A 23,088-nucleotide genomic window follows, 5' to 3' on the forward strand; every position below is an offset into this window, starting at 1 on the left:
CGCAAGGAACATTGTCATGACACAGCCTCTACCCCAAGACGCCGTCGATCAGATCATCCAGGAAGAGCGCCACTTCGCAGATGCACCCCAAGCCTTCTTCGAGGCCTGGAAGCGTGGTGTGCGCATCGCCGGTTCGCAGTGGTTTGGCGACGGCACGCCAGAAGGGCCGAACCTAGCTCGCAGCAAGTGGGATCTATGCCCCGACGTGCAGCGGATCGACAAGGCTCTTGGTGTACTCAGCAGCGGGGAGCGCATGTTCCTTGCCGCCATGGTCAGTATCTATAACGAGCGCAAGGGCGGTGCGATGCTCAAGCGCTGCGGCTTTCGCGGACTTGCTGATTTCAGCGGTCTGGATTCGCAGCGCCGCGAAGTCATCGCGCAGCTAGTGCTGCATTACTGTGGTTGGTGATCATTTGGGCGTACCAACGCCGCCGTCTTGCTCAGCCTCACTGAGGGACATGCGTCTTCGCATGCAAGTGTGTGGCCGTGTTCCCTCTCTTTTTTCCTGCCCATTGCCAGCTGGCGATGGGTTTCTTCTTGCGGATGCCAGGTTCCGCAAGGATTGGCTCCGTTTATTTCCGAAAGGGAGCCATTTATGGCCAACAATTATTACGAAGGCACTGGTGTCCTTATGCTCGACCGTGTCACTCCAGTCATTAAGGCGTTGTTCAGTACCTTCGCTCTGGATGAAGATCATTCCAATGGGGGACAAGTCTATATCGCCCAGATTGCTGAGACCAATGAACCTCAATGGTCGGATGTGCTGGATGGCCTGGCGGATCTTGCCACACAGTTGGGCCTCCCCGTGCTTGATGATGGGGAATTGTCGATTCCGTCCCTGCTCGAGCATTTGGCGGCGCACTTCGGTGCGGAGCAGAACGAGGAGTTGGCGAACCTGATCGAGCATCACCAGTTTGAGGACGGTGCCGATTTGGATGCTTTATTTCTAATAGCCACTTGTCTTGATGACGGCCACCATCTGGCTGTCATTCAGTTCGAGGGCTGCTGGTATTGCAGCAAGCCCCGCCTGTTCGAGTTTGGCGGTAACGGCTGCTATTTGAGCCGAGAGGTTCAGGTTTTCCGAACTTCCTCGCAGGTACTTCAACTTGGCGATCAACTGCGCGGCGCCGTTCTGACTGCCGATCTGGAGGGGGCTTCAGCCCTGATAGTGCAGGAAGCGACCAATTTGCTGACGGGTGTAAGTGACGAATCATTCCGCCTGAAACTGCGCCAGCGCGTCATCGAGCGGCTGGCTCAGACACCAGCAATTGGTGCTGCTTGATCTTTTTTCGCTTTCAACCCACCGGGTTCAATTCCCGGTGGTGGGGGTTGGCTCCGTCATGCTCTGGAGGAAATTTCATGGTCCGGAAATACAACCCTTTTCTGCGCGGTTACCGGAATCTACGCGCCATTCGCACGCTGCTGATCACTTACGAGGACGACTCACCGCCGGTTTGGCGACCGCTGCATTCCAGCCAGACCAGTTTGCCTGATGAGCAGGTTGCTCGATTTCCTTGTATCTGGAACGAGGACTTTGCGTTGATCACCGAGGGGCAGGACGTACGCGGTGAACTACAGGCGCAGTGCTCGACTGAGGGCGTTGTGCGCTCGGTGGTGTATGCCCTTGAGGGCGAGGATATTGATGGCCGACCGGTGCTTGTGGCTGATACCTATTCCAAGGCGTCTGCCCAGGAGGCGATTCATCGCTTGAATTTTGAAACAGGCTTCTACAGCCGGTGCTGGGAAATCAGTGGTGCGCACATTACCGAGCAGGCGCACCAATATCTGGCTGATCTGGCGGATCAGACAACGCCCCAGGGACTTCAGTTTGTCGCTTTTCGAATGCCAGACAGTTCGGCGATCGGTGTGAAGTTGATCGCCACGCCCTGGACGGATGAGAACCTGGAGGCCGTTCTGGGTATCACTGCCCAGCAGCTTCGGCGAGAGCATCGCAGCAAGGGCATGCCATATGACCTGGCAAACGTGCTGGAGTTGGCCGGCCAGGCCGACGTACGCATCCTGATTGTGGATGCTGACGCACCTGTGCTGCTGGGTTTGCCGCTGGCCAAGTTCTAGCGCGTGACGCAACGCATCAATTTTTCCCACGGTTACCATCTTTCAGCTGAACGTATGCTGGATCTGCAGGCAAGGGATGGTTCCCTGCCAAAAGCGTCCGAAAGCTGGGTGCCATGCAACGCCATTTCCTGCGTGCTAGTCGCCTATCTCTGATCCATCCTTGCATCTATGTGCTTCGGCGTTGCCGACATATGCCCAGGCAGTCGAGACCTTCCAGGCTGCAAGTGCGGGAGACTGCACTGGTCACTTTTTTCACGGGCGCAGCGCGTCCATCCACCCACAAGGGATTCCCCTCCCTTGTGGGCGGGGAGTCCTGTGTTTCTTCCCAAGGAGATCCCCATGGATCGATCTGTCATTAAAACCATGATGCCCACGCTCGTCGCAGGCCATGTGCCTCGCAATGTGCGCTCATTCAAATACCGCGTTTTCGATGGTGTGCCACAGCCCTCGGCGCTGGGCTTCGCTATTGACCCCCAACCCTTCGACGGCAAGGTGGTCGCGGCCAATGACGACGCCATCGTCGTCAAGCTCAAGCCCAGCGAGTTCGCGGTGCTTGATCCCAAGCTGGTAACCGCCGTTCCTAATGAGGGAGCCAAGGTGCATGTCCAGCCCTACGCGCGGCGCCGTTTCGACGGCCTGCGTGCTGACATCCCAGAAGTAATCACCGAGAAGGGCTCGGATGGCGTTCCCTATACCATCACCAGGCACATCCTCGGTTCCGCGCCAGCCAAGCTGCCCGTCCCCGAGCCGCAGTGCATGGAACTGGGCCAGCTCATCCAGCAGTTGGAGGAAATGCCGGCCCCCGATGGATTTCGGCGCATCACTCACATGCTGGTCGATGCAGGCGCCCATGATTTCACCTGGATCGACCCCACGCCGGCCAAGATCATCGAAACACCTCCGTCGATTAGCTTCACGGTCTCGACTGCGAAGTTCACGGGGCGGGTGACTGTACTGTATGACCGCGCGGGCGACACTTATGCGGTGGAGCTGCACCGCGACGGTGAGCTAGTCGATCGGCACGACGAGGTGTACTTCGACATGCTCGGTGAAGTGCTGGAACATCTCATCGATGATGGGCGATGGCGCCAGATCAGCGTGAGCGTGATCGACACCAAGACGCCCCGGCGACGCCGCGCGGTTCCGGCATGATGCGCGAGGTGGGCGACTGCTGGGTGGTGCATTCGCCCAACGAGTCGGCCGTCAATGACGGCGCTGGCTTCTGGCCCAACGGGTTGGGTCCAGTTCGATCAGGCGACGCGCTTTTCGACAGAAGAGACTCGAAGCTTGCCGTTGCCGGTCTCGATTGGCCGTGACGCACGTTTCGTTTCAGGGCGGGAAGCCCAGCAGCACTACGGCTGAGGCCCAGCCCTGCTGGCAGCCTGCCATCCCAAGCCTTCCATCCATTCGGGTGGAGGGCTTCTTTTTGCATGACGCCAAACAGCGAGGATAAACGGAAGCGCCTGAATGCCGATTGATTGCTGTCGCGCGATCAGGGCCTAGCCATGCTAAGGCCATGCCTTGCTGACAGCCGTCAGCAGCATCCCAGGTAGCCACGATCTTCAAGGCTACGGCGCGGTTTGACCGCGTTGATTACCCAGCTCGCACCGCATCCGCTTGCGAGCGGCCACCAGTCTCTGGTGGTGGATGCCTTTGCTTTATCAACCCACCGCGGGGTTACGCACCATTTCCCGCATCGTGGGGCAGGTGTGTCTCCGCTTCTTCGCAATGGAGATTCACCATGAACACCCCATCCAACGAAAAGTCATATTTCGACATCCATACCTCGGGTATCGGGTACTTGCAGCGTGCCCGCGAAGTACCCGTCAGAGGCGGCCGCCGTGCCGAACCCTTCCTGGCATGCACCATCGCCGCGCTGGTCGGCTCCGTTACGGATCCCAGCTATCGTTATTTCGACGTCAAGGTTGCTGGCACAGAGGCGAAAAAACTCGTTGGGCGCTATATCGGCGCCGATGATTCCAGGCAGCGCCCGCTGGTGCGCTTTCGCCTTGGTGATGTGTGGGGCGATGCGTATATTCGCGAAAAAGGTGAACGCAAGGGTGAAGCGGCCGCATCTCTGAAAGCGCGACTGCTCAAAGCCGAGCCGGTCGACCGGGCTGAACTGGCCCAGATCACTCAGCACGAACTGACCACCCATGGCATCGGTTACCTGAACCGTCCGAAGGACGTCACCCCCAAGGCTGGCGATCCTTTCCTGTCGTGCACCATCGCTGCGCTCACCGGGCCCGTCGATGAACCGGAGTATCGGTACTTCAACACAATCGTCGCCTCCCCCGATGCCGAGCATCTGGTGCGCCGTTGCGTACAGGCTATTGAAGGGGACAGCAAGGTGTTGATTGCGTTTCGCCTGGGCGACATGAAGATCGATCCGTACATTCGCACCAAGGGTGAGCGCGCTGGCGAACCGGCCGCAAGCCTGGAATCGACACTGATCCATATCGGTCTGATCAAGATCGACGGCACCCAGGTCTATCCGGCGATCCAGGCGCAAGCCGAGGCACCCCAGGCCCAAGACGCAACTGCGTCGGAGGCTGAAGACGTTGTCGTGCCCGAAGCAGAGCATGTACCCGGGCCTGAAGCCGTGGGTGCCGCTGCCGACCAACCTTCGCAGTCCGCTGAGCGCGAGCCTGAAGGAGAAGTCCAGCAGCAGACGCCGATGGCAGCTGCTTCGTTCTGACCTGACGGGGCCCCTTGTGGGTCCTTGCTGTTCTTCCTAAACGCTCAAGGAGAATCATCATGGCGGTCACATTGGCACCCGAGAGATCGGTCTCGCCCATCGTCGTCCCTGGGCAGCTTGCGCTGCGCACCATTCGTGGTCGCAATGGCCCGTTCACAGTCGGCCGGCTCAGTACCCACCTCGGCGTGTTTGAGGTCAAGGATCCGGAACTCGAGCAGTACCACGAAGGTAAATACGACGGGGAATTTATCATCCGCTACATCTTTCCCAAGTCCTATCCGGTTGGCGGCGGCATGCGGTTCGAAATCCGCGCCAGCCTGGACGGGATGACGCTCTTTGGCATCGATAAACTCAGTGGTGACGAAGCACGCAGCTTCGCCATCCAGGATGTCGATCCGCTCGATGAAGAGTCGGGCGCGCCGCCTGCGGCAACGCCGGCCAAGCCCGCCAAAGTGTCCAGACCCGCCAAACCCGCCCCAGTGCGGGCGTCAGCGGATCCATTGGTCGATACCACGCCCTTCGGTGCGGATGCGGCCCCGTCTGCGGCAGTCGCTGCCCCCGGCAGCACCGAAGAGGGCGACGCTGCGTTGTTCGGCTTGCTGTGGCCGTTGGGCCAGTCCGTGAAACTGGATTCGACCATCGATCGCCGCACCCTGCGCGCGCAGATCGCCCGTCTGGGCGAACTGGGTTACGCGCTGGACTTCAAGACGCAGGAGTGGAGCCGCCAGGCCGAACTGCAACCTGCGTGATCGCAGAGCCGCATCCGCAGTGTTCTTCTTCCACCCGCCGGGGGCCTTCCCCATGCGGGGGAGGCTCCGGCTTTCTTCTGGAGATATCCATCATGTCTACCATCGCTTGCGATGCACCTCATTCCACGCTGGACGAACCCGCGTGGCGCGCTGTCTGCAAGACAGCCGCCGAGTACGCCCAGCGTGGTTGCGGCCTGTCCTGGGATCATTGGGTCACGCTTTTCAGTTCGGAAATCGACGCGCAAGCCAGTCGATTGCCGCAGGACCAGCGCACTCAAGCGCTGGAAATCGCAGCCCGGGAATGGGACTACGCAACGCCTGCCGAAAGGCAGGAAACCCAGGACTGAAATGCGGAGCATGGCTATTGCTCTCACGGGATCGAGTTCGGCTACTGCCCGGCCGGTTGTGATCGCGACGATGACGACTGGGACTAAGGGCAAAGCATAGGTTCCTGCGCCGCACTTGCGGCTTTTCATCACCCGCCGGGGTTTCTCCCCAGCGGGGAAGCCTCCGGCCCATTTTTCAGGAGGCTTCTTATGGGCTGGTATTTCTCCCCCCAGTCGCGGTCTGAACTGATCGCGGAGCTGATCGCACCGCAAGAGACCGAGCGCGCCAGCGTCAAGGTCATCGCCCACGCACTGCGCGGCAACGTCCTTTGGTCCGTCGCGCAAGTGACGGCCAAGGTCGAAGGCGTGCATCGTGATCTCGCGCCGGGCCAGTCCCTGCGCTACATCCGCTGCGATCTGCTCGAACGCAGCGGCGACCAGTGGGGCTACAAGCCGCTGGACGAGTCCATGCACCCGTACTACTACGCGTGCCCGCTCTCTTATCTAGACCTCGCGCCGGAGCAGTGTGCCGATTGGCGCGCAGGCGTTCGCGCCTACCACGCGCGCCGGCGCACTCCGACGGCAACCACGGCATCCACCTCGGCGCTGACGGTCTGAGTATCTTTCTTCCACCCGCTGGGGCCGCGCCTGCCCCTACGGGCAGTACTGTTTCAACTCATCCAAGGACACCACCATGAGCCAGCACCATTTCGAGACGCTTCACAAGGGGTTTCCCATCACCGTTGCCCTCGGCTGGGATCGGCCGATGCGTTACTTCTTCCTGACCATCCACAAGCCTGCCGAGTTGATCGACAGCGCCATGAAGGTCGAGTGCGAGGATTTCCTGTACAGCAACTGGCAAGAGGAAGACCCGTTCGGCCACGGCCCGGACTACTTCCGTGAGGTCCTGCGCCATTTTCACATCGACGTGCCCGAAAGCATGTTCACCGAAGTCCAGCAGGACTACGTCAAGAACGTCGGCAACCGTGTCGTCAAGCATCAGGCCGACGGTTCTTTCACTGAAGTCTGGCCCTGACGGCCTTTACAGCGCTCGACACGGGGAGTTCGCCCCGAGCCGTCCGTATTTTTTCCCCCAGCGGGGCAGCCACTGCCCCTTGCGGGCGGTGCTGCCCCTCATTTCATCGAGGACTCCACCATGCCCGTACTTTCATCTCCACAGCCGCTATACCGCATCGACGAGTGCCCGGACGTCATGGCCGACGCTTGCGTTGGCGATGACCAAGGCGATCTGATCTTCGTCTCGATCTGGGCACGCGACACCGCCGTCCAGCAGTTCCTCGCTTGCCTGACCCTCGGGCAGAGTGAGCAGGGACTGGACCAGTTTCACATCATCACCGATCAGGGCGACAGCGTCCCGGTGTTCATCGGCAACGTCGATCGCCTGGAGAAGCGCACCACGCGCGTCTTCCGGCGCACCCTGTTCGGTTCTTTGTCCAATCTGTGGCTGTTCGACCAGCGCTGCGTCAAGCCTGACAAGGCCAACGCCAGCGCTCTGGCTTTGCTGCCACAGGGCAGCGCGCACCGGCAAGATCGCCTGTGGGCGTTGGTGCGGGACACCTGCCCGCTGCCCTTGCTCGACCACTGGCGCGAAACGGTGTTGGAGCTGTTGCAAACCCGTCAGATGCTGGTCCGCCTTCCTTTTTCCCTCGGGCTGTTGGAGGGCCATCGGCTCGCCATCGACGTGCCAGCGCTGACTCAGGCGCTGGGCGGTCTGATTCGCAATGACGTACTCACCACTGAGCCGCATCCGTCTGGGCTGGCTTCTGAACCACTGCTCAAAGCGGCGGCGTGAGGCCTCTACCTCTGCACCGGACGTGCATCCGTGGCGCACCGGCCACGCACGTCCGCTTTCTTTTATCCATGCTACTCAGGAGATTTCCATGGCCCTCATGTTCCCGCGGCTTGCCCGCAATTTCGCCAAGAACGGGTATTACCCGACCGACGAACCCACGCTCGAAAGAGCGCTGAACGCACTGATGCCCAGCGACGGGCCAATGTACATCCTCGATCCTTGCGCCGGCGAAGGCGTGGCGATCGCCGAAGCCGCTCATGCCCTCGGGCGCGAGCAGGCCAAGGCGTTCGCCGTCGAGTTCGACGCAGAGCGGGCACGCCATGCCCGCGGCCTGGTCGATCACTGCCTGCACGCGGACCTGATGGACACGATGATCTCCAAGCAGTCGTTCGGGCTGCTCTGGCTCAACCCGCCGTATGGCGACCTGTCCAAGGACGTCAACGGCAACATCGGCTATCAGGGCCAGGGCCGTGCCCGCCTCGAAAAGCTGTTCTACCAGCGTAGCCTGTCGCTGTTGCAGTACGGCGGCGTGCTGGTCTTCATCGTCCCGGGCTACGTCCTCGACGCCGAACTGGTCGGCTGGCTGACGCGCCACTACACGGATCTTCGCATCTATCGAGCGGTGGACACGCAGTTCAAGCAGGTGGTGATCTTCGGCCGGCGCTCGCGCCAGCGAGAGCTGGCACCGGATTCGGCCAAGGCCGTGCGCAATCTGCTGTTGCAGATCGGGCAAGGCGATACCGAAGCCGAGGAGCTGCCGAGCCAATGGCCCTTCCTGCCGTACATCGTCCCCACCAGTGCGGCCGAGCCGGAACAGTTCTTTCGCGTGACGATGGAGCCCGAGCAGTTCGCCGATGAGGTGGGCCGTCTCCAGGGCCTGTGGCCGTCGCTGGACACGCACCTGGGGGTCGCGCAGCAGTCGCTGCGCCCACCGGCGCGCGCCTTGTCGCACTGGCATCTCGCCCTGGCATTGGCTGCGGGCGCGATCTCCGGCGTGGTGCGCTCAAAGACAGGGCGCCTGCTTGTCGTCAAAGGTGATACCCACAAGGACAAGACGCTCCAGCGCGAGTTCACCGAACGCGACGACGGCTCAGTGGCCGAGACCCGCATCCTCACCGACAAGTTCGTACCTGTCATCCGCGCGTGGGACATGACACCAAGCTCCCCAACACGGGGCGAGGTGTTGACCATCCGCTAATCGTTTCTCCAACGTCGACGGTTCGCCGTCATTTTCTTCCACCCACCGGGGTCCAGTCGCCCCGATGGGGTGCCGTGGCCTCACCATTTTCAAGGAGTGAGCCATGGCAACCGAAGCCGTTTTCATCAGCCTGGTCCAGAGCCCGCGTTTCTCGCCTGGGCAAGTGGTTATGACTATCGGGGTCGATGAACTGGTCCAACAGGGCCGGCTCAACCCCGCCGCGTTCCTGCGCCGCCACCTCGGCGGCGACTGGGGCGATCTGGACGACAGCGACAGGCACCAGAACGATGCCGCGCTGAAGTCCGGCGAGGATCGCCTGTTTTCGTCCTACCAGGTCGCACCCGGCCTGAAGCTCTGGATCATCACCGAATGGGATCGCAGCGTCACGACCTTGCTGCTGCCCGACGAGTATTGATTCGCCCTTAGCCCAGCGGCCCGGCGCCGCAGCTTGCACTCCGCTACGCAACATTTCATCACTGCGTGGTGGGTGCATGTCTCATCTTTTATGGAGCATCGCCATGTCCTTTACGCATCACGATCAATATCGCCGCAAGCGGTTGTTCGAGATCGGCGCACTGGCGTTCAGCGAAGGCGTCGAGCGCCTCATGCACGAAGGCCGACTCGATCCCATCCCTTACCTGGAGCGCTACCTGCGTGGTGACTGGGGTGACATTTCGGATGATCAGTGGCAGCGGAACAACGCTGCATTGATCGGCGGCGAGCGGCTCGACGCGCACTATGTCGTCACCCGTGAGCTACGCATCCGCATCGTCACCGATACGGGGCGCAATGCCACCCTGATCGGGCTGCCGTCCGAATTCTGACGGCGCACTGCGCTGGCAAACCGCCCGCGCAGTGCGCCTTTCATTCTCCCGTCGGCTACGTGCCGATTTTTCTTCCCTTGCCGGGGCATGCCATCGCCCCTGCTGGGGGTGGTGCATGCCCCATTTTCTTTGGAGCATCACCATGTCCCTCGATCTCGATACCGCCGCCGACATTGCGCCCGACCAGGGCGAGCTGCTGGACGCGGAACCTTCCCCTCTGACCTTGAGCCTTCAGGATTTCGTCACCGAGTTCGGTGACGAGCTACTTGATTCGCTGAACCGCGCCAACCCGCCGGTCTATACCGGCCAGCCGCAGGCGCACCGACAGCTTCTCGTCGCCAGCCTCAAGCGCACGCTATTCCCCGCCCAGGCCGAAGTCGTCCATGCCGCCGCCGAGCTGCTGATCGACCGCGGCGAGCGCGCCGCGATCATCAACGGCGAAATGGGCTGCGGCAAAACGACCGTCGGCATCGCCACGGCCGCCGTGCTCAATGCCGAAGGCTATCGCCGCACCCTGGTGCTTTCGCCGCCCCACCTGGTCTACAAGTGGCGCCGCGAAATCCAGGAGACGGTGGCGGGCGCCAAGGTCTGGGTGCTCAACGGCCCGGACACACTGGTCAAGCTCATCAAGCTGCGCGAGCAGTTGGGTGTGCAGCCCGCGGGCCAGGAGTTCTTCGTAATGGGGCGTGTGCGCATGCGCATGGGCTTTCACTGGAGGCCCACCTTCACCCGGAGGCGCACCCGCGACGGCGATGTGGCGACGTGCCCGGATTGCGGCACGGTCGTCACCGACCTAGACGGCGAGCCGGCCAACCCGGTCGCGCTGGAAGCCGAGGAGTCCCGCAGGAAGTGCGGCCATTGCGCCGCGCCCCTGTGGACGCTGATTCGCCCGAGGACGCTGTCTGGCAGCGACCAGTCCTCGGCAGTGCTCAAAGCCTTGAAGCGCATCCCGACCATCGGAGAAGTCACCGCGCAGAAGCTGATGCAGAAGTTCGGCGACGCCTTTCTGGTCTCGATGCTGGGCGACAACATCCACGAGTTCATCAACCTCATGGATGGTAACGGCGAACTGGTGTTTTCCGACCGTCAGGCGCAGCGCATGGAACGCGCAATGGCCAACATGGAGTTCGGCTTTGGCGAGGGCGGCTACCAGCCGTCCGAGTTCATCAAGAGATATTTGCCGCAGGGCACATTCGATTTGTTGATCGCGGACGAAGCGCACGAGTACAAGAACGGCGGCAGTGCCCAGGGCCAGGCCATGGGGGTGCTGGCGGCAAAGGCTCGCAAGACCTTGCTGCTGACTGGCACGCTCATGGGTGGCTACGGCGACGACTTGTTCCACCTGCTGTTTCGGGCGCTGCCTGGGCGGATGATCGAGGACGGCTACCGGCCGACCAAAAGCGGCAGCATGACGTCAGCCGCGATGGCGTTCATGCGCGATCACGGCGTCCTGAAGGATGTCTATTCCGAGAGCATCGGCACGGCGCACAAGACCGCTAAGGGCACCAAGGTCTCGGTGCGCACGGTCAAGGCCCCGGGTTTCGGCCCCAAGGGCGTGCTGCGCTGCATCCTGCCGTTCACGATCTTTCTCAAACTCAAGGATATCGGCGGCAACGTCCTGCCCCCGTATGACGAGGAGTTTCGTGAAGTCCAGATGGATGCGGCGCAAGCTGCAGCCTACCGCGACCTGACGGGCCGGCTGACCGCGGAGCTGAAACAGGCTCTGGCGCGGCGCGATACGACCTTGCTGGGTGTGGTACTCAACGTGCTGCTGGCCTGGCCGGATTGCTGCTTCCGGTCGGAGACGGTGACGCATCCGCGCACGCGCAACACCCTGGCGTTCGTTCCGGCTCAGTTCAACGAGCTGGAAGTCATGCCCAAGGAACGGGACCTGATCGAAGTCTGCAAGCAGGAGAAAGCGGCAGGGCGCAAAACGCTGGTCTACACGGTTTACACCGGCACGCGCGACACGATGTCGCGCCTGAAGGGGCTGCTGGAGCGGGAAGGCTTCAAGGTGGCGGTGCTGCGCGCAAGCGTGGATGCCAGCCGCCGCGAGGACTGGATCGCCGAGCAACTGGATCGTGGCATCGACGTGCTCATCACCAACCCCGAGCTGGTCAAGACGGGCTTGGATCTGTTGGAGTTTCCTACGATTGTATTCATGCAGTCGGGCTATAACGTGTATTCGTTGCAGCAGGCGGCGCGCCGTTCGTGGCGCATTGGCCAGAAGCAGCCGGTACGGGTCATCTATCTTGGCTATGCGGGCTCCTCGCAAATGACGTGCCTCGCACTCATGGCCAAGAAAATTATGGTCTCGCAGTCCACGTCGGGCGACGTGCCCGAATCCGGGCTTGATGTCCTGAACCAAGACGGTGATTCGGTGGAGGTTGCGCTAGCCCGCCAGTTGGTGTGCTGAGTAGTTGTCAGCTTTTATCGGTCCCTTCGGGGGCCGATTTCTTTTTGAGGTGTTCGTTATCGTGATCAACTGCGATCAGGAAGAGAGGATGCAAAGCATCCAGCAAATTGGCGAGCGTCTTGACCAAGCGAGCAATAGTTAGCGCGATTTCCGTAGCGCCCCCCGAAAAATAACCTCTCGCAAGCTCATCCACGTCAATGTCTCCCGTGTCCAAGCCGAAGTGGCGGATAGATTGGAACAGGCCAAGTTCGCGACTGGTATACGCCGCCGAATGGATCAGTTCATTGCGTGGGCCTTTATAGCTCTCCACGGCTTGTGTGACGCCTTGCAAGGCTGCATGGATGTCAGGGTAGTTGGTTTTTACCTGTTTTGTGACGAATCTGTTGCCGCCGACACTCTCGAACTTAGCTTTGTCCATGAGTAATGCCGATCCAACCAAGCGGTGTGCCCGATCCACGAACCCGACGACGCGCAACACGAAGTTCTCGTAGTGGTAGCGGTAAATGTCCGGATCTAGAGCTGATTGACTACCCAAGTCCATCACGAAACCCAAGGCTAGACGCAGAGCCGTCAGGGCATTGTCCAGTTCAGATACCCGCTCGGTCACGTCGGCCGCGTAGATCTCTACAGCGGGTCCTGGAAAGGTCTTGCTGCCCGACTGGAGCGCATTTAGCCCCTTACGGGCATAAATTTTCAGGTGTGGCATTAATACCTGAAGGCTGGGATGGTTTGTTAGCTCATGCCTGTGCTCTGCGTGGTTCTCAGGCGTCATCGTATTTCAGTATTGCGTTTCGGTGTTGTGGTTAGTCACCAATAGTGTGCCGCATTGCCTGTAAGTCTGCTCGGCGGCGTCAATCCGGTGGTAGTCCGTTTCCCATTGACTGCGGCAACCGACGCGGCATGCTGCGAAGGTATTGGCTCATCGAACAATTGAGCCGAGCCATGCCCGTAAACCACCCAAACCGGCACCTGATCGGCGTCAGCCTGCTGGCCGCAGCCCTGCTCAGCGGCTGCGCGACCCGCACGGCGCCGCAAGCGCCAGCCTCCATCGTAGAAGCCTCGCCCGCTTCCGAACCCAACACACCCGAATTCGTCCCGGTTGTTCGGTACGGCCGCTACACCCTGGTGGAGCTTGCGCCGATGGCGGCGCAGCGCGACCTGCTGGCGCAGGTCATCGATGTGACGATGCCCGAGGACGCCCGCGCCACGGTCGTAGACGGGCTGCGGCATGTGCTCAAGCGCAGCGGTTACCAGCTTTGCGAGACAGCGTCGGCCGCAGCCGATCTGTACGCGCTGCCGCTGCCGGCGGCGCACCTGCATCTGGGACCAATGACGCTGCGCGATGCGCTGCTTACCCTGGCCGGGTCGGCCTGGGAACTGCGCACGGACGACCTCACGCGCCAAGTCTGCTTTGATCGGGCCGCAGCCCCCGCACGGGTCGAGCCGGCGCCCGAGCCGCCCGTAGCCGAGGCGGTGCAGATATTTCCGCTTCCCGGAGTCCAGCCATGAACACGCCGCACTCCCCTCGGCGCCCGAGCGCCGCCGTGTTCATGCTCAGTTTGCTGTGGCTTTGGCTGATCGGCTTGAGCATCTGCGTCTTTCTGGGCTACCAGGCAATGGGGGAACTCGCCGACCGGGAGCGGGTCGATTCAGGCCTGCACCGTCTGGAAGCGCAGGTAATCGCGCTAGCGGATGCCACCCAGACTTTGCAGCAGCGGCCGCAGGCCGCCACGCCAGCAGCGTTGCAAGAGGTCCGCCAGGCGCTGGAGGCCCGAATCGCTCAGGTCGAGCACAGGCTGGATGGCCGTGCTGCCGCAGATGACCTCGTGGCGCTGCGCTCGCAGGTCGAGCAGATCGAGGCCCACCAGGCGATGGTGCGCGCTGTCACACCTGCCCCGCCGAGTCCACCACCCACGCCGACCAAGCCGGTTGCGGTCAAATCTGCGCCGCCACCGTTGCCGTTTCGCGTCGTGGGCGTCGAGTTGCGCGCGGGTGAGCGCAGTCTGACCGTTGCGCCGGCCAAGGGGGCCTTCACCCCTGGTCAGGTGCAGGCGCTGCTGCCGGGTGATGCGGTCGGCCCGTGGCGTTTGCAGGCCATCGACGGGAACATAGCGGTGTTTCTGGTTGACAAGCACACGCGCCGCGTGGCGATTCCTTGAGGAAGCCATGCGATGAAATATCATCTGATAGTCCTGGTATCGCTGCTGACCGCGCTGCATCTGCCAGCGTCGGCCCAGCAAACGCCTCAGCAAACCTCCAACGTGCAGCCTGCCCGCACGAGCCAGAGCCAGATCGTGCACAGCCAGGACGCGCGGCTGGCCAAGGCGTGGGGCCTGCGTGACGATGAGTTTTCCCGCTACCGCGAGTTGATGGAAGGGCCGCTGGGCATCTACTCGCCCAATCTGGATCCGCTCTCCGCGCTGGGCGTGGAGGCCCGCTCGGATGAAGAACGTCGGCACTACGCCGAATTGCAGGCGCAGGCCGAAGCCCGGCGTGTCGAGAAGCTGCTCGTCTACCAGCGCGCCTACGACGAGGCCTGGCAGCGGCTCTATCCCGGGCGCGAGCGCGTCACGCCCTCGGATGGCGGCACGTTGATGTCCGGCGAGCAAGTGTCGAGCGGGCACATGGCGGTGTTCGTCAAGGATGGCTGCGAGGCCTGCGACCGGATCGTCCAGCGGCTTCAGACGGCCGCTGCGGCATTCGACGTCTACGTCGTTGGCAGTCGCGGCGACGATGCCCGTATCCGCGCATGGGCGCGGCGCGCCGGGATTGATCCAGCCCAAGTGCGTAGCGGCAGCATCACGCTCAATCATGATAGCGGGCGCTGGCTATCGCTCGGCCTGCCCGGCGAGTTGCCCGCGGTCGTGCGCGAGGTGAACGGCCAATGGCAGCGCGAGCCCTGACCGCCATACGCGCCATGTGGCGCCTGCGTGCGCTGCTGCTCGCGGCGGCTCTGCTGATCGGCCCCGTTCGTGCGCAGGAAATCCCGCCGCCCGCCTACCAGTTGGCAGCCCAGCGCGCGGGCGTGCCTTCGATCGTGCTTTACGCCGTGGCGTTGCAGGAGAGCGGAATTGCGCGGGCAGGGCGCATCGTGCCGTGGCCCTGGTCGCTAAACATCGCGGGCGCATCGCACCGCTTTGCCACACGCGTCGACGCCTGCACCCGTCTTCGCCAGGCGATGCGCACAACGCCGCACACGCGCATCGATGCGGGCCTGGGCCAGATCAACCTCGGCTACCAGAAGCAGCGCTACGAACAGCCCTGCGACTTGTTGGACCCGTACCGCAACCTGGCGATCGCCGCGCAGATTCTGCGCGAACAGCATACCCCTGGCGAGGACTGGTTGCTGGCGATAGGCCGCTACCACCGCCCAGCAGGCGGCGAACCCGCCGCGCGGTATCGGCGCAGCGTGTCCCGGCACCTTGCCCGGGTGCGGGGCGCTCACCCCATTGTCGCGGCGCCCGCCGCGCACCTGGAGACATCACGATGACGCATTTCCATCCAGCCCTGCGAGGCCTGTTCATGCTGGCGGCGGTGGTGCCACTTGCCCTATACGCTGCCGAGGAGCCATTGATCGTGGTCGAAGACCGTGGGGGTGACTCGGCGCTGCCGTACTACGAAGCCCTTGACCTTCAGCCACGCGGCGCCGGTACGGTGCTGCCACCCGTTCCTATCCCGCAGATTCCGGCTACGCCCGTTGACGAGACCGCCATGCTGCCGGTGCGCAGCGCCAAGCTCACGCCCGGCACCGTCGCGCGGCGGGTGATCGAGGCACCGGGCCTGCGGCCGTTCGCAGTTATCGGTGACGATGAGGCCTCCCAGGCCTGGCTGCGCCACCATGCGGCCTCGCTGCGCGAGCGCGGCGCGGTCGGTCTGGTGGTGAACGTCGAGACCGCGCAGGCCCTGGCGCGGCTGCGCGCGTTGGCGCCCGGCGTGCCGCTTGCGCCGGTGGCCGGCGACGATCTGGCCGAACGCCTGGGTCTGCACCACTATCCGGCGCTCGTCACGGCCACCGGCATCGAGCAGTGAGACCGTGTCGAGCAAGCAGCCGGTCGAGGTGCTGCTGCGCCCAGCGGTGGAGCTATACACCGTTGCGGCGTGTGCGGGTGCCGCGTTTCTGTCCTTGGTGGCCCCCTGGTCGCTGGCGCTAAGCCCAACAATGGGCGTGGGCAGTGCGCTGGCGTTCATCGCCTATGGCGCGATCCGCTATCGCGATGCCCGCGTCATCCTGCGCTACCGGCGCAATATCCGCCGCCTGCCACGCTATGTGATGACCAGCCGCGACGTGCCGGTCAGTCAACAGCGCCTGTTCATCGGGCGCGGGTTTCTGTGGGAGCAGAAGCACACCCATCGGCTCACACAGACGTACCGGCCCGAATTTCGCCGCTACGTCGAGCCGACGCGCGCCTACCGGCTGGCACGGCGTCTGGAGGAGCGGCTGGAGTTTGCGCCGTTCCCGTTATCCGGCCTTGCGCGGCTGACCGCCTGGGATGTGCCGTTCAATCCCGTTCGACCACTGCCACCCGTGGGCGGCCTGCCGCGGCTGCACGGCATCGAGCCCGACGAGGTGGACGTCAGCCTGCCGCTGGCCGAACGGGTCGGGCATACGCTCGTGCTGGGCACGACGCGCGTGGGCAAGACCCGCCTAGCCGAGCTTTTCATCACGCAGGACATTCGCCGCAGGAGCACCGCGGGTGAGCACGAGGTCGTCATCGTCTTCGATCCCAAGGGGGACGCGGATCTCCTGAAGCGAATGTATGTTGAGGCCAAGCGCGCGGGCCGAGAGGGCGAATTCTATATTTTTCACCTGGGCTGGCCCGAAATCAGTGCCCGCTACAACGCCGTGGGCCGCTTCGGTCGCATCTCGGAAGTCGCCACGCGCATCGCGGGACAACTCTCTGGCGAAGGCAACAGCGCGGCCTTCAGGGAGTTCGCGTGGCGCTTCGTGAACATCATCGCGCGCGCCTTGGTGGAACTGGGGCAGCGTCCGGATTACATGCTGATCCAGCGCCACGTCATCAACATCGATGCCCTGTTCATCGAGTACGCCCAGCATTACTTTGCCAGGACCGAGCCCAAGGCCTGGGAAATCATTGTTCAACTGGAGGCTCGGCTCAACGACAAGAATATCCCACGCAACATGATCGGGCGCGAGAAGCGCGTCGTGGCACTCGAACAGTACCTCTCCCAGGTGCGCAACTACGACCCCGTATTGGACGGCCTGCGCTCGGCCGTTCGGTACGACAGGACGTACTTCGACAAGATCGTCGCCTCGCTGCTGCCACTGCTGGAAAAACTCACCAGCGGCAAGATCGCCCAGCTTCTGGCGCCGGACTATGCTGATCTGAACGACCCCAGGCCCATCTTCGACTGGATGCAGATCATCCGAAAGCGGGCGGTGGTCTATGTGGGCCTGGATGCGCTCTCGGACGCCGAGGTCGCCGCGGCGGTGGGCAACTCCATGTTTGCCGACCTAGTGTCGGTGGCCGGCCACATCTACAAGCACGGGATCGACGATGGCCTGCCCGGCGCCGTGGCCGACGCACGGGTGCCGATCAATGTCCACGCGGACGAATTCAATGAGCTGATGGGCGATGAGTTCATCCCGATGGTCAACAAAGGGGGCGGCGCGGGCATCCAGGTCTCGGCCTACACACAAACGCTCTCGGACATTGAGGCACGCATTGGCAACCGCGCCAAAGCCGGCCAGGTCATCGGCAACTTCAACAACCTGTTCATGCTGCGCGTGCGCGAGACAGCGACCGCCGAACTGCTGACCCGGCAATTGCCCAAGGTCGAGGTCTATACCACTACGATCGTCTCGGGGGCCACGGACAGTTCGGATATCCATGGTGCGACGGACTTCACCAGCGCCACACAAGACCGCATCAGCATGCAGAGCGTGCCGATGATCGAACCCTCACATGTGGTCCAGCTTCCCAAGGGACAGTGTTTCGCCTTGATGCAGGGGGGAAGTCTGTGGAAAGTGCGCATGCCGCTGCCCGCGCCCGACCTCGATGAGGTCATGCCGCAGGATCTGCGGCAGCTCGCGGGCTACATGCGTCAAAGCTACGTTGAGGCCACGCAGTGGTGGGAATTCACGAGTTCCCAGGCGCCACAGGGGACGGTCTTGCCCGACGACTTGTTGAATAATGCCGATGTGGCTGAACCCGCTTCTGTTGTTGCTGCTGCTGACGAAAGCGTCGGCGATGAGGCCTTGTGATGACAGACGCCGCCTCGACTGTACAGAGGGAGCAGAGTCAGCGCCAGGGCCTGATCGTTGGTGCTATCACTTTGCCGTTCCGGTTGCTGGGAGTGCTGATCGGCTCGCTGCTGTTTTCGATCGTGGTGGAGTGTGTCGGCATGCATATGTTCTGGAAGGATCAGGGCTGGCGCCATTCGCAGCAGATGTTGCAATATGAACTGGGACATTTATCGGGCCACTTCACTCGCAGCGTGATCCTGCAAGAGCCGGGTCGCACAGCCCATGAGCTTGCGGACGTCGGCTACGAGTGGGTGTTCGTGCGCTCGGGGCTGCTGAAGCGCATAAGCCAGACTGCCGAGCGTGCCCGCGCACCCAGCCAGGGTCGGTTGCGCAGTTTCCGCTACTACAGCAGCCAAGTCTATGTCTGGACCGAGAGCTACCTGATCGCTGCGGCTTTCACGACACTCACATTCCTGGTGCGCCTGCTGGTTCTGGTACTTACACTGCCGTTGATCTTCACGGCTGCGTTCGTCGGTCTGATTGACGGCCTGGTGCGGCGGGATGTGCGCCGGTTCGGGGCAGGCCGTGAATCGGGCTTTATCTACCACCGCGCGAAGGCCAGCCTGATGCCGCTGGCCGTGCTGCCGTGGGTCTCCTATCTGGCTCTGCCGATCTCGGTGCACCCGCTGGTGATTCTGCTGCCCAGCGCAGCCTTGCTGGGACTGACCGTGAGCCTGACCGCTGGCAGCTTCAAGAAATACCTATAGCTACTAGCCGTCAGCCTGTATAACAGATGGCAGTCGGCTTTTCCTCACAAGGAGGCATCCGACCCCGATTGTCAAGTTCCGAGTGACGCGCAGTCGATGACGAAGCGGTATTTCACATCGCCCTTGAGCATCCGTTCGTAGGCCTCGTTGACCTGATCGGCGCGGATCATTTCAATGTCCGCAACGATGCCGTGCTCGGCGCAGAAATCCAGCATCTCCTGGGTCTCGGGGATGCCGCCTATCATCGAGCCCGCCAGGCTGCGGCGTTTCATGATCAGGTTGAATACCTCAGGCGACGGGTGCGGCGTGGCGGGCGCACCCACCAACGTCATCGTGCCATCACGCTTGAGGAGGGTAAGAAACGCATCGAGGTCGTGTGGCGCAGCCACCGTGTTGAGGATGAAATCCAGGCTCTGAGCATGCACCGCCATTTCTTCGGGGTTGCGGGAGACGACCACTTCGTGGGCTCCCAGCGCCTTGGCCGCTTCACGCTTGGATTCTGACGTAGTGAAGGCCACCACATGCGCGCCCATTGCGTTCGCAAGCTTGATGCCCATATGGCCCAGTCCGCCGATGCCGACCACGCCCACCTTGTGGCCCGGCCCTACCTTCCAGTGGCGCAGCGGCGAATAGGTGGTGATGCCTGCGCACAGCAACGGCGCCACGGCGGCCAGTTGTTCCTTGGGATGCCGGACGTGCAACACATAGCGCTCGTGCACGACGATCTGCTGCGAATAACCACCCAGGGTGTGTCCAGGTGCGTCGGGTGTGGGAAAGTTGTAGGTTCCCACCATGTGGTCGCAGTAGTTCTCCAGCCCTTCATCGCACTCAGCACAATGCTGGCAACTGTCCACGATACAACCCACTCCCACGAGGTCGCCGACCTTATGGCTGGACACATGGGCGCCCACGGCCGAGACACGTCCCACGATCTCGTGGCCGGGCACGCAGGGGTAGAGCGTACCTGCCCATTCCGAACGTACCTGGTGCAAATCTGAATGGCAGACGCCACAGTAGGCGATGTCGATCTGCACGTCATGCTCGCCGGGTGCGCGGCGTGTAATTGCAAGCGGCTCCAGTGGGAGATTACCGGCGCGGGCGCCGTAGGCTTTTATGGTCATACTGTTACTCCTTGAATTTCTGAATCATTTAAACACCTGCTCCCGAGCTGGCTTCCAGCCGCCGGGGCAGCCTTCTCGCTGGTCATGGACATTGCGTGATGATGCAGATCATGCCGCTGCTCCCTGGAGACCACATCGTTCATAGGCTCGCGTCATCTCGGCGCGTGCAGTCAGGAAAATCAGCACAGCGGCCACAAGCAAGATAGCGGCACTAGCTGCGAGCATGCTCTGGTATCCGCTATGATCGAACAACAGACCACCCGCAGTGGAGCCCAATGCGATCGAGAACTGCACCACGGCCACCATCAATCCACCCCCCGCTTCAGCGTCCTGTGGAAATGTGCGGGGCACCCAGATCCACCACCCCACCGGTGCGGCAGTGGCGACCAGCCCCCAAAAGCCCAGTAGCGCTATCACTGCGGACGAGCTGTTGCCGAATTCGGCTAGAGATATAGCGATGGCCGCCATCAGCACCGGGATGCAGATTAGAGCCCGGTAGAGGCCCCACCTGAGCATCATGCCGATCATCGTGGTGCCAATGAAGCCTGCTACCCCGATGACCAGCAAAATCATAGTCACCATGGAGTCATCGACCCGTGTAACGGTTTCCAGAAAGGGGCGCACATAGGTGAACAAAGTGAACTGGCCCATGAAGAAGAGGCCCACACCCAGCATGCCCAGGGTCACGACCCGGCTACGGAAGAGTTTGAATGCATGCCCAGGGCCAGTCTTGCGGGGTTCGATATGCATGGAGGGCAGGCTGACCCACTGCCAGAGGAACGCAGCCAGTGCCACTGGCACCAGGCAAAAGAAGGCCCCGCGCCAACCGATGGCTCCACCCAGCCAGGCACCCAGCGGCGCAGCCACCACAGTCGCCAGCGCGTTGCCGCCATTGAAGATCGCCAATGCGCGCGGCACCCGGTCAGTCGGTACGAGCCGCATGGCGGTGGCCGCTGACATCGACCAGAAGCCGCCCACCACCACGCCGATGAGCGAGCGCCCGATCATGTAGACGAGATAGTTCGGTGCCAGCGCGATGACTGCGCCCGACACAGCCATAATCCCAGTCAGACCCAGGAGCAGCGTCTTGCGGTTCATGCGCCGCGCCAGCGTAGAGATGAACAGGCTCGTCAGCACGGCCAAGGCACCGGATGCCGCAATACCCCATCCAGCCATGCCTTCAGTGACCCGCAGGTCGGCCGCCATGGGCGTGAGCAGGCTCACGGGCATGAACTCGGAGGCGATGAGCGCGAAGACGCACAGCGTCATTGCGAAGACGCCACCCCAATAGGCGGGCGGTGCGCTGACCCCTCGTGCAGAGGAAGAGGTGCTGGTGAGAGCACTGTTTGCTTGATCCGTCATGGAATGCGTTGCCGTACTTTGCTCATTCAAACCAGATGCCGATTGAAATATGCTGTCAGCCTGTCAAACGGAATCTTGTCCGCTTGGTCATAAAGATCGACGTGGTCTGCACCGGGGACGATCAGCAACTCCTTGGGATCGGAAGCCCCTTTGTAAACATCTTCCGAGTAATAGCGTGAGTGAGCATTTTCTCCCGCAATCAGCAGGATCGGACGTGGCGAGATCATCCCGACGTTGGCATACATCGGGAAGCCGAAGAACGAGACGGGTGTTGTGGCCGTCCACGCAGTGGTCGAGTTGATGCTGCGGGGATGGAAGCCGCGTGGAGTCCGATAGTAATCAAAGAAGGCAGCCAGAACCGGGTCGGCATTGGAGGGCAGAGTCTCGGGAAGGACGCGCTGCCCCTTCACGATATTGCCGTTCGCGTCAAACGGGACTTCGTGATATCCCAATCCATATCGGCCGTTTTCCGCATCCACCCAACGCTGCTGGCTGAGGTAATCGATGATCTTGTGGCGTTGTTCCAGCGTGTAGCCGTCTTTGTAGCCGCGACTGATGCTGCGGGACATGTCGTACATAGAGGCTGTGGCCACCGCCTTAATACGAGAATCGCTGCTTGCGGCGGTCAGCGCCATGCCGCTCAAGCCGCAGATTCCGATCACCCCAATGCGGTTGCGATCCACATTTGGATGCAGACCCAGGAAATCCACAGCGGCGCTGAAGTCCTCGGTATTGATGTCCGCCGAGGCCACATTGCGTGGCTCACCACCGCTTTCCCCGGTGTACGAGGGGTCGAACGCCAGCGTAATGAACCCGCGCTCGGCCATAGTCTGTGCATACAGGCCCGAGGACTGCTCCTTCACTGCGCCGAAGGGGCCACTGACAGCGAGTGCGGCCAATTTGCCTCTGGTGCCCTTTGGCTGATACAAATCAGCCGCCAAGGTGATGCCGTAGCGATTCTTGAAGACGACTTTCGTATGATTCACGCGGCTGCTTTTGGGAAAGGTCTTATCCCACTTGTCGCCAAGCGACTCCTGGCGCTGCGCGAAGGCCGACCCCGTAGTCATGGCCCCGGTCATCGCAGCGATCCCCAAACCCGTCAGTTTGAGCAAGTTACGGCGCCCCGTATCCGCACCTTCTTGGCGAGAGACAGCCCTGTCGGCTTCAGCAACTACATTCACAATAAATGTCCTTTCCTATCTCAATCGAGCGGTGCATGCCGCACCAGCTCACCACACTCGAAGGCGATGCGTACACCAGCGGCGCGTCGAGTCTTTCTACGACGTGCATCATGACGGAGATGAAGGGCATTGACTAGCTAATGAAGTCTTAAATGCCTTATTAGTTGTACTAATTAATTGTTCGTGAAATACTGGTTTCATGGCCAGACACAACCTCAACGATCTCCTGTATTTCGTCACCGTTGCACGGGAAGGCAGCTTCACCCGTGCCGCAGCATTGCTGGGAGTGACCCAGTCAGTGGATTAGCCCCCTGAACCCCCGGACACAGTCACCCGCTTAAAATAGCAGGTA

General features: G+C 62.0%; 24 protein-coding genes and 2 pseudogenes. 22 read left to right on the forward strand and 4 right to left on the reverse strand.

Translation table 11 applies throughout. The features are described from left to right. The first annotated feature begins 16 nt into the window (after positions 1-16). The 14 genes and pseudogenes from Q0263_RS05635 to Q0263_RS05700 all read left to right on the forward strand — a co-directional run bounded on the left by Q0263_RS05635 (position 17) and on the right by Q0263_RS05700 (position 12,100). Complete coding sequence (locus Q0263_RS05635) at positions 17-409, forward strand: hypothetical protein (protein ID WP_113934375.1); 393 nt, start codon at positions 17-19, stop codon at positions 407-409. A gap of 186 nt (positions 410-595) precedes the next feature. Further along, the gene (locus tag Q0263_RS05640; RefSeq protein ID WP_113934374.1) at positions 596-1,282 is read left to right on the forward strand and encodes a hypothetical protein; all 687 of its coding nucleotides are present in this window, start codon (positions 596-598) and stop codon (positions 1,280-1,282) included. 77 nt (positions 1,283-1,359) lie between these two features. After that, the gene (locus Q0263_RS05645; RefSeq protein WP_113934373.1) at positions 1,360-2,076 is read left to right on the forward strand and encodes an ABC transporter substrate-binding protein; all 717 of its coding nucleotides are present in this window, start codon (positions 1,360-1,362) and stop codon (positions 2,074-2,076) included. A 339-nt stretch (positions 2,077-2,415) separates the two neighbouring features. After that, entirely contained in the window at positions 2,416-3,228 is an 813-nt protein-coding gene (locus Q0263_RS05650) for a GTPase (RefSeq protein ID WP_113934372.1), read from the forward strand. 589 nt (positions 3,229-3,817) lie between these two features. Next, a complete protein-coding gene (locus Q0263_RS05655) occupies positions 3,818-4,774 on the forward strand; it encodes a DUF3577 domain-containing protein (protein ID WP_113934371.1) in 957 nt (318 codons plus the stop codon). Between the two features lie 59 nt (positions 4,775-4,833). After that, positions 4,834-5,523, forward strand: a complete 690-nt coding sequence (locus Q0263_RS05660) for a DUF3275 family protein (protein WP_113934370.1) — start codon at positions 4,834-4,836, stop codon at positions 5,521-5,523. A 92-nt stretch (positions 5,524-5,615) separates the two neighbouring features. Beyond that, positions 5,616-5,957 (forward strand): annotated as a pseudogene (locus Q0263_RS05665) (hypothetical protein). A gap of 102 nt (positions 5,958-6,059) precedes the next feature. After that, complete coding sequence (locus Q0263_RS05670) at positions 6,060-6,467, forward strand: hypothetical protein (RefSeq protein WP_298014176.1); 408 nt, start codon at positions 6,060-6,062, stop codon at positions 6,465-6,467. Between the two features lie 76 nt (positions 6,468-6,543). Continuing rightward, positions 6,544-6,885 (forward strand): hypothetical protein, encoded by a 342-nt coding sequence (locus Q0263_RS05675; protein ID WP_113934367.1) that lies wholly within the window; start codon positions 6,544-6,546, stop codon positions 6,883-6,885. 120 nt (positions 6,886-7,005) lie between these two features. Then, complete coding sequence (locus tag Q0263_RS05680; RefSeq protein ID WP_113934366.1) at positions 7,006-7,662, forward strand: hypothetical protein; 657 nt, start codon at positions 7,006-7,008, stop codon at positions 7,660-7,662. An 88-nt stretch (positions 7,663-7,750) separates the two neighbouring features. Continuing rightward, positions 7,751-8,860, forward strand: coding sequence for a DUF6094 domain-containing protein (locus Q0263_RS05685; protein ID WP_113934365.1), 1,110 nt, complete (start codon positions 7,751-7,753; stop codon positions 8,858-8,860). Between the two features lie 103 nt (positions 8,861-8,963). After that, a complete protein-coding gene (locus Q0263_RS05690) occupies positions 8,964-9,275 on the forward strand; it encodes a hypothetical protein (protein WP_113934364.1) in 312 nt (103 codons plus the stop codon). 103 nt (positions 9,276-9,378) lie between these two features. Continuing rightward, positions 9,379-9,684 carry a hypothetical protein gene (locus Q0263_RS05695; protein ID WP_113934363.1) on the forward strand — a complete coding sequence of 102 codons (306 nt, stop codon included), beginning with the start codon at positions 9,379-9,381 and terminating at the stop codon, positions 9,682-9,684. 142 nt (positions 9,685-9,826) lie between these two features. Continuing rightward, positions 9,827-12,100, forward strand: a complete 2,274-nt coding sequence (locus tag Q0263_RS05700; protein ID WP_113934362.1) for a helicase-related protein — start codon at positions 9,827-9,829, stop codon at positions 12,098-12,100. Between the two features lie 7 nt (positions 12,101-12,107). Here the strand turns inward: Q0263_RS05700 and Q0263_RS05705 are convergent, their stop codons facing one another. Beyond that, positions 12,108-12,872 (reverse strand): Cthe_2314 family HEPN domain-containing protein, encoded by a 765-nt coding sequence (locus Q0263_RS05705; protein WP_113934361.1) that lies wholly within the window; start codon positions 12,870-12,872, stop codon positions 12,108-12,110. 170 nt (positions 12,873-13,042) lie between these two features. Here Q0263_RS05705 and Q0263_RS05710 point away from each other — a divergent pair, with 170 nt between their 5' ends. From Q0263_RS05710 to Q0263_RS05740, 7 genes are read left to right on the forward strand one after another with little or no spacing between them, the layout of a single operon-like run. Next, positions 13,043-13,609 carry a PilL N-terminal domain-containing protein gene (locus Q0263_RS05710; protein WP_113934360.1) on the forward strand — a complete coding sequence of 189 codons (567 nt, stop codon included), beginning with the start codon at positions 13,043-13,045 and terminating at the stop codon, positions 13,607-13,609. After that, complete coding sequence (locus tag Q0263_RS05715) at positions 13,606-14,259, forward strand: hypothetical protein (protein WP_113934359.1); 654 nt, start codon at positions 13,606-13,608, stop codon at positions 14,257-14,259. Before Q0263_RS05710 ends, Q0263_RS05715 begins: the two co-directional genes overlap by 4 nt. Before the next feature lie 12 nt (positions 14,260-14,271). Further along, positions 14,272-15,003, forward strand: a complete 732-nt coding sequence (locus tag Q0263_RS05720) for a TIGR03759 family integrating conjugative element protein (protein WP_113934358.1) — start codon at positions 14,272-14,274, stop codon at positions 15,001-15,003. Further along, positions 14,985-15,590 carry a transglycosylase SLT domain-containing protein gene (locus tag Q0263_RS05725; protein ID WP_113934357.1) on the forward strand — a complete coding sequence of 202 codons (606 nt, stop codon included), beginning with the start codon at positions 14,985-14,987 and terminating at the stop codon, positions 15,588-15,590. Before Q0263_RS05720 ends, Q0263_RS05725 begins: the two co-directional genes overlap by 19 nt. After that, positions 15,587-16,129: an integrating conjugative element protein gene (locus tag Q0263_RS05730; RefSeq protein WP_113934356.1), complete on the forward strand. Its 543-nt coding sequence runs from the start codon at positions 15,587-15,589 to the stop codon at positions 16,127-16,129. The genes Q0263_RS05725 and Q0263_RS05730 overlap by 4 nt, the downstream gene beginning before the upstream one ends. A gap of 4 nt (positions 16,130-16,133) precedes the next feature. After that, positions 16,134-18,323 carry a type IV conjugative transfer system coupling protein TraD gene (gene traD, locus Q0263_RS05735; protein WP_113934355.1) on the forward strand — a complete coding sequence of 730 codons (2,190 nt, stop codon included), beginning with the start codon at positions 16,134-16,136 and terminating at the stop codon, positions 18,321-18,323. Further along, positions 18,323-19,072, forward strand: a complete 750-nt coding sequence (locus Q0263_RS05740; protein WP_113934354.1) for a TIGR03747 family integrating conjugative element membrane protein — start codon at positions 18,323-18,325, stop codon at positions 19,070-19,072. The genes traD and Q0263_RS05740 overlap by 1 nt, the downstream gene beginning before the upstream one ends. 71 nt (positions 19,073-19,143) lie before the next feature. Here the strand turns inward: Q0263_RS05740 and Q0263_RS05745 are convergent, their stop codons facing one another. The 3 genes from Q0263_RS05745 to Q0263_RS05755 all read right to left on the reverse strand — a co-directional run bounded on the left by Q0263_RS05745 (position 19,144) and on the right by Q0263_RS05755 (position 22,667). Next, on the reverse strand, positions 19,144-20,193 hold the full coding sequence (locus Q0263_RS05745) for an NAD(P)-dependent alcohol dehydrogenase (protein WP_113934353.1): 1,050 nt from the start codon (positions 20,191-20,193) through the stop codon (positions 19,144-19,146). A 108-nt stretch (positions 20,194-20,301) separates the two neighbouring features. Beyond that, a complete protein-coding gene (locus tag Q0263_RS05750) occupies positions 20,302-21,462 on the reverse strand; it encodes an MFS transporter (protein WP_113934412.1) in 1,161 nt (386 codons plus the stop codon). A 119-nt stretch (positions 21,463-21,581) separates the two neighbouring features. Next, on the reverse strand, positions 21,582-22,667 hold the full coding sequence (locus Q0263_RS05755) for an alpha/beta hydrolase (RefSeq protein ID WP_298014189.1): 1,086 nt from the start codon (positions 22,665-22,667) through the stop codon (positions 21,582-21,584). Between the two features lie 268 nt (positions 22,668-22,935). On the opposite strand from Q0263_RS05755, the pseudogene Q0263_RS05760 reads away from it, so the two are divergent. Then, positions 22,936-23,034, forward strand: a pseudogene (locus Q0263_RS05760) (LysR family transcriptional regulator); the annotation flags it as partial. Between the last annotated feature and the right edge of the window lie 54 nt (positions 23,035-23,088).

The organism is uncultured Castellaniella sp. (genome assembly GCF_937988725.1).
Taxonomy (GTDB): Bacteria; Pseudomonadota; Gammaproteobacteria; order Burkholderiales; family Burkholderiaceae_B; genus Castellaniella.

What these genes read in the sequence shown, in the direction of transcription:
- Q0263_RS05635 (WP_113934375.1), top strand. Translation starts at nt 17, where the DNA reads ATGACACAGCCTCTACCCCAAGACGCCGTCGATCAGATCATCCAGGAA.
- Q0263_RS05640 (WP_113934374.1), top strand. Translation starts at nt 596, where the DNA reads ATGGCCAACAATTATTACGAAGGCACTGGTGTCCTTATGCTCGACCGT.
- Q0263_RS05645 (WP_113934373.1), top strand. Translation starts at nt 1,360, where the DNA reads ATGGTCCGGAAATACAACCCTTTTCTGCGCGGTTACCGGAATCTACGC.
- Q0263_RS05650 (WP_113934372.1), top strand. Translation starts at nt 2,416, where the DNA reads ATGGATCGATCTGTCATTAAAACCATGATGCCCACGCTCGTCGCAGGC.
- Q0263_RS05655 (WP_113934371.1), top strand. Translation starts at nt 3,818, where the DNA reads ATGAACACCCCATCCAACGAAAAGTCATATTTCGACATCCATACCTCG.
- Q0263_RS05660 (WP_113934370.1), top strand. Translation starts at nt 4,834, where the DNA reads ATGGCGGTCACATTGGCACCCGAGAGATCGGTCTCGCCCATCGTCGTC.
- Q0263_RS05670 (WP_298014176.1), top strand. Translation starts at nt 6,060, where the DNA reads ATGGGCTGGTATTTCTCCCCCCAGTCGCGGTCTGAACTGATCGCGGAG.
- Q0263_RS05675 (WP_113934367.1), top strand. Translation starts at nt 6,544, where the DNA reads ATGAGCCAGCACCATTTCGAGACGCTTCACAAGGGGTTTCCCATCACC.
- Q0263_RS05680 (WP_113934366.1), top strand. Translation starts at nt 7,006, where the DNA reads ATGCCCGTACTTTCATCTCCACAGCCGCTATACCGCATCGACGAGTGC.
- Q0263_RS05685 (WP_113934365.1), top strand. Translation starts at nt 7,751, where the DNA reads ATGGCCCTCATGTTCCCGCGGCTTGCCCGCAATTTCGCCAAGAACGGG.
- Q0263_RS05690 (WP_113934364.1), top strand. Translation starts at nt 8,964, where the DNA reads ATGGCAACCGAAGCCGTTTTCATCAGCCTGGTCCAGAGCCCGCGTTTC.
- Q0263_RS05695 (WP_113934363.1), top strand. Translation starts at nt 9,379, where the DNA reads ATGTCCTTTACGCATCACGATCAATATCGCCGCAAGCGGTTGTTCGAG.
- Q0263_RS05700 (WP_113934362.1), top strand. Translation starts at nt 9,827, where the DNA reads ATGTCCCTCGATCTCGATACCGCCGCCGACATTGCGCCCGACCAGGGC.
- Q0263_RS05705 (WP_113934361.1), bottom strand. Translation starts at nt 12,872, where the DNA reads ATGACGCCTGAGAACCACGCAGAGCACAGGCATGAGCTAACAAACCAT.
- Q0263_RS05710 (WP_113934360.1), top strand. Translation starts at nt 13,043, where the DNA reads ATGCCCGTAAACCACCCAAACCGGCACCTGATCGGCGTCAGCCTGCTG.
- Q0263_RS05715 (WP_113934359.1), top strand. Translation starts at nt 13,606, where the DNA reads ATGAACACGCCGCACTCCCCTCGGCGCCCGAGCGCCGCCGTGTTCATG.
- Q0263_RS05720 (WP_113934358.1), top strand. Translation starts at nt 14,272, where the DNA reads ATGAAATATCATCTGATAGTCCTGGTATCGCTGCTGACCGCGCTGCAT.
- Q0263_RS05725 (WP_113934357.1), top strand. Translation starts at nt 14,985, where the DNA reads ATGGCAGCGCGAGCCCTGACCGCCATACGCGCCATGTGGCGCCTGCGT.
- Q0263_RS05730 (WP_113934356.1), top strand. Translation starts at nt 15,587, where the DNA reads ATGACGCATTTCCATCCAGCCCTGCGAGGCCTGTTCATGCTGGCGGCG.
- Q0263_RS05740 (WP_113934354.1), top strand. Translation starts at nt 18,323, where the DNA reads ATGACAGACGCCGCCTCGACTGTACAGAGGGAGCAGAGTCAGCGCCAG.
- Q0263_RS05745 (WP_113934353.1), bottom strand. Translation starts at nt 20,193, where the DNA reads ATGACCATAAAAGCCTACGGCGCCCGCGCCGGTAATCTCCCACTGGAG.
- Q0263_RS05750 (WP_113934412.1), bottom strand. Translation starts at nt 21,462, where the DNA reads ATGACGCTGTGCGTCTTCGCGCTCATCGCCTCCGAGTTCATGCCCGTG.